Source organism: Pseudomonas sp. HMWF006 (assembly GCF_003061205.1).
In the GTDB taxonomy this organism is placed as follows: domain Bacteria; phylum Pseudomonadota; class Gammaproteobacteria; order Pseudomonadales; family Pseudomonadaceae; genus Aquipseudomonas; species Aquipseudomonas monsensis.
The window spans coordinates 7,017-11,217 of record NZ_QAIU01000561.1; the positions used below are offsets into that span (position 1 = coordinate 7,017).

Annotated in this window: 5 protein-coding genes; 2 read left to right on the forward strand and 3 right to left on the reverse strand. The window is 60.8% G+C overall.

Translation table 11 applies throughout. The annotated features are described in order from the left end of the window. The coding region (locus DBR24_RS25700) for a DMT family transporter (protein WP_256591830.1) at positions 1–589 on the reverse strand (589 nt) is incomplete at its 3' end. Between the two features lie 211 nt (positions 590–800). Beyond that, positions 801–1,577, reverse strand: a complete 777-nt coding sequence (locus DBR24_RS25705) for an IclR family transcriptional regulator (protein ID WP_123463932.1) — start codon at positions 1,575–1,577, stop codon at positions 801–803. A gap of 291 nt (positions 1,578–1,868) precedes the next feature. Between DBR24_RS25705 and DBR24_RS25710 the strand changes: the two genes are divergently transcribed. Together DBR24_RS25710 and DBR24_RS25715 are read left to right on the forward strand one after the other, a co-directional pair. Continuing rightward, positions 1,869–2,756 (forward strand): neutral zinc metallopeptidase, encoded by an 888-nt coding sequence (locus tag DBR24_RS25710; protein WP_128616124.1) that lies wholly within the window; start codon positions 1,869–1,871, stop codon positions 2,754–2,756. Next, positions 2,757–3,707: an alpha/beta fold hydrolase gene (locus tag DBR24_RS25715; RefSeq protein WP_123463928.1), complete on the forward strand. Its 951-nt coding sequence runs from the start codon at positions 2,757–2,759 to the stop codon at positions 3,705–3,707. A 114-nt stretch (positions 3,708–3,821) separates the two neighbouring features. On the opposite strand, the gene DBR24_RS25720 is transcribed toward DBR24_RS25715, so the two are convergent. Beyond that, a partial coding sequence (locus DBR24_RS25720; protein ID WP_256591831.1) for an HAD family hydrolase occupies positions 3,822–4,201 on the reverse strand: 380 nt, incomplete at its 5' end.

Below are 4,201 nucleotides of genomic sequence, written 5' to 3' on the forward strand. Positions count from 1 at the left end.
AAGTGTTACAGAGCCCGGCAAAGAAGTTGCTGGTGGTCGGGCTGTCCACTTCGGCGAGTTTGCGGGTCAGCAGTTGGTAAAAGCAGAAAAACAGCGCCGAACAGAACGGCAGCAACACTGCCGGCGTGAACAGTTCGCCGCCGGGGTGAACAATGATCAGCACGCCGATAAAACCACAAATCACCGCGATCCACTGGCCACGCGTCACCCGCTCTTTCAGCAGCGGTACCGACAAGGCCGTCACCAGTACCGGCGCCAGAAAGTTAACCGCCGTGGCCTCGGCAAGCGGGATGTACAGCAGCGCCGTGGTGAAAAACAGACTGGTACCGAGCAGGCAAAGCGCGCGTGCCAGCTGCCATAACGGCTTTTTCGTGCGCAGCACCCGCAACCCGGACTGCGGCAGAAAAATCCCCGCCATCAGCAAGGTGTGCACCACATACCGTGCCCACACCACCATCACGATCGGATAGAAACCTGACAGGTATTTCGACAACGCGTCATGGCTGGAGAACAGGAAGGTCGCCACCACAATCAGCAAGATCCCTTTAAAGGGCTGGTTGACTCCGGAAAGCGGGGTGCTGACGGTCATTGGCGATCTCTGAAGAAAAACACACTGAGGAAAAGCCTCAAGCAACAATCTAGAACCCGGTTCCAGATTCCGACAGCCTTCAACCATAAAAGTGTGCGAACAGCGCACAGCTTTGCACGATATCTCTTTAGGCGCCGGCACCACTGCGATCTTTGATCCTGATCTCGCGTTTAACTCGACAGCGCCTACAGGGGATGGGTTCGCTTTGTCGTCAGATGAACAGTTCCGAGGCCAGGCTGGCTGCCGACAACTCCTCGGTGAACTTCAACAGCAGCGGCGCCAGCTCATGCAACCTTGCCCCGGGCATCCGCGCACTCGGCCCGGCAATGCTCAACACGCCGATCACCCGAGCATCCGCGGGATGCCGCACCACGGCGGCAATCGCCGAAGTGCCCACTGCCGAACTCTCCTCGACGCAGGCATAGCCCTGCTCGCGCGTCAGCCGCAGACGCTCGAGCAATTCGATATTGGAACGTGGCGCATTCGGCCCGATATCCACGGGCACCTGCGCGGCCTGCCGTTCAACCCGCGACAAGGCCTCGGCATCACTCATGCTCGCAAGCCAGGCGTGGCCGGATGCGGTGTAGAACAGTGGCGCGTCACGGCCCATGTCAGGGTCGTAACGCAGACCGGTGCGCGCGCCCTGCGCCTTGGCGATCCAGGTCTGACGTTCACCGTCGATGACACCCAGACGCACCAGCTCACCGGTTTCCTGAGCGAGCCGATCCAGCACCGGCTGCACAATGTCGGCACCGCTGCTGGAGAGGTGGCGAAAGCCCATCGCAACCAGTCTGGTCGACAAGTGATAGCGCAGGGTCTCGGGGTTCTGCCGCACATACCCCAGGCGCACCAGTTCGGCGAGCAAACGGTGCGTGGCACTTTTCGGGATGTCGATCTGCTCGGACAACGTCTGCAGCGGCAACCCGCGGGGCTCGCCGGTAAGACTTTCCAGCACGCTGAAAACCCGTTCGATCTGACTGCCGGCCATGATGACATCCCAATGAAATTTTGCTGATTCTAAAATATATGCAAAGGAATAAGAAATCTGGAACTTATGAGTCGATTGGCATCGCCCGAACTATTTGCAGCGATGCCAGCGTCCGGATTGAATTACTCCCGTGCCAGCTCGTCATACACAGGCCCGCGTGTGCACGAATAGACGGATAGCCGGACTGGCGCCACACTCACACACCAGCAACACTCAACACCACGTAACGTTCTTCACCACGAAGCGTTCATCACCCCCGAAGCTCTCCACCGGAAAAAAGAGGATTCCCACATGCTATGGAAAAAAGGCCGACGCAGTGACAACGTCGTCGATGCCCGTGGTGATGATGCCGGCGGTGGCGGCGGCATGGGTTTTGGTGGCGGCAAAGGCCTGAGCCTCGGGGCCATTCTGCTGATCGTCGGCATCGGCTGGATCACCGGTCAGGACCCGTTGCAGATCCTCGGCCAGCTTACCGGGCAAACGGGCCAGCAAACGGCACCCTCCTCACAGACCCGGCAGGCGCCTCCGGCGAATGACGAACAGGCCGAGTTCGTGCGCTCGATCCTCGGCGATACCGAAGACACCTGGGGCGCGATTTTCCAACAGGCCGGTCGGCAATATAAGGACCCGACCCTGGTGCTGTTCAGCAATCGGGTCAACTCCGCCTGCGGCCTGGCAACCTCCGCCACCGGCCCGTTCTATTGCCCGGCCGATCAGAAGGTCTATCTCGACATGGCGTTCTTCCAGGAAATGGCGCAACGCTTCAAGGCCGCCGGCGACTTCGCCCAGGCCTACGTCATCGCTCACGAAGTCGGACACCATGTGCAGACGCTTCTTGGCGTCTCGGCGAAAATTCAGACAGCCCGTCAGCAGGGCCGGCAGATGGAAGGTGCCGGCGGTTTACTGGTGCGCCAGGAGCTGCAAGCCGACTGCCTGGCCGGAGTCTGGGCGTATAACGCGCAAAAACGTTTGAACTGGCTGGAGCCCGGCGACATCGAGGAAGCCTTGAACGCGGCCAACGCCATCGGTGATGATCGCCTGCAGCAACAGGGTCAGGGCCGTGTGGTGCCGGACTCGTTCACTCACGGTACGTCGGCGCAAAGGGTGCGCTGGTTCAAAACCGGATTCGCGCAGGGCCAGGTCGGCCAGTGCGACACCTTCGCAGCGAAAAACCTGTAAATGCATAAATGGCTTTTGGCATTACTGATCATTGGCAGCACAGCGCACGCGGCCGGCGTCGATGCCATCAGCCCCGGTCGCCTGCAACTCAAGGCCGGGGAAATGGCGGTGGGCATCGGCCCTGCGCCGGAGAAGATCGAGCGTGTGCTGATCGTCATTCATGGTCGCTTGCGCAACGCCGAGACCTATCGCAAAAGCGCCGAGCGCGCGACCGAGCTGGCGGGGCAAACCGCGCACACGCTGGTGATCGCCCCGCAGTTTCTCAACGAAAGTGATGTGGCCCTGTATTCGTTGCCCGCGACGTTGTTGCGCTGGAAGGGTAACGAGTGGATGGGCGGCGGGTTATCCACAGGCCCGAATCCGTTGAGCGCCTATGCCGCACTCGATGAAATCGTCGCCCGCCTCGCTGACCGCAAACAGTTCCCGGACGTGAAGCAGATCGTGATGTTCGGCCATTCCGGCGGCGGCCAGGTGGTGCAGCGGTATGCCCTGCTCGCCAAAGACCAGCCTGCGCTGAAGGCCAACGGCATCCGCTTGCGCTACGTGGTTGCCAATCCTTCGTCGTATGCGTATTTCAATGAACAGCGGCCGGTGGCGTTCGATCATGCCAAGTGCGTGGGCTTCAATCGCTGGAAATACGGTCTGTCAGACATGCCGGTGTACGCCGGTGGGCAAACGCCGCTGCAGCTTGAAAGCAGTTACATCAAGCGTGAAGTGACGTATCTGCTCGGCCAGCAGGACATTGATCCGCAGCATCCGGCGCTGGACAAGGGGTGCGAAGCCGAGGCGCAAGGGGCTTATCGCCTGGAGCGCGGCAAGTTGTTTTTCGGCTATCTGCTGCGGCGCCATCCGGAAGGGGTGAATCAGCGGCTGGTTGAAGTGCCCGGGGTTGGGCATAACGGCGATGGAATGTTGACCTCGCCGGAGGGGCAGAAGGCGTTGTTCGAATAAGTTTTGTGCTGATTGATCTGACGCCATCGCGACCAGGCTCACGCCTGCAGGGGAACGCATTCCGATTGCAGGAGTGAGCCTGCTCGCGATGAGGCCCGCTAAGCACCCAGGATTTCAGGCCAGAAGCATCCGCCGCAACTCGACACAATCCTGCGCATGCCAGTCGGTCAATTCCGGCCACGGGTTATCCGGCAGATTCACCAGCACCGTCCGCGCCCCGGCGGCCCTGCCGCAATCCAGGTCAAAGCGGTAATCACCGACCATGACCATCTTGCTGGCAGGCACTTTCCAGGCGTCTGCCAGCTTCAGCAAACCACCCGGATGCGGCTTCGGCGGCGCCTCGTCGCGACCCAGTACATCCTCCGCCGCGAAGCAGTCGGCAAGACCAATCGCCTCAAGCGTCACATGCGCCAACTCGCGCGCGTTCCGGGTGAGGATGCCGAGGCGATAACCACGCGAGTGCAGGTCGCGCACCAGTTCCACAGCGCCAGTGG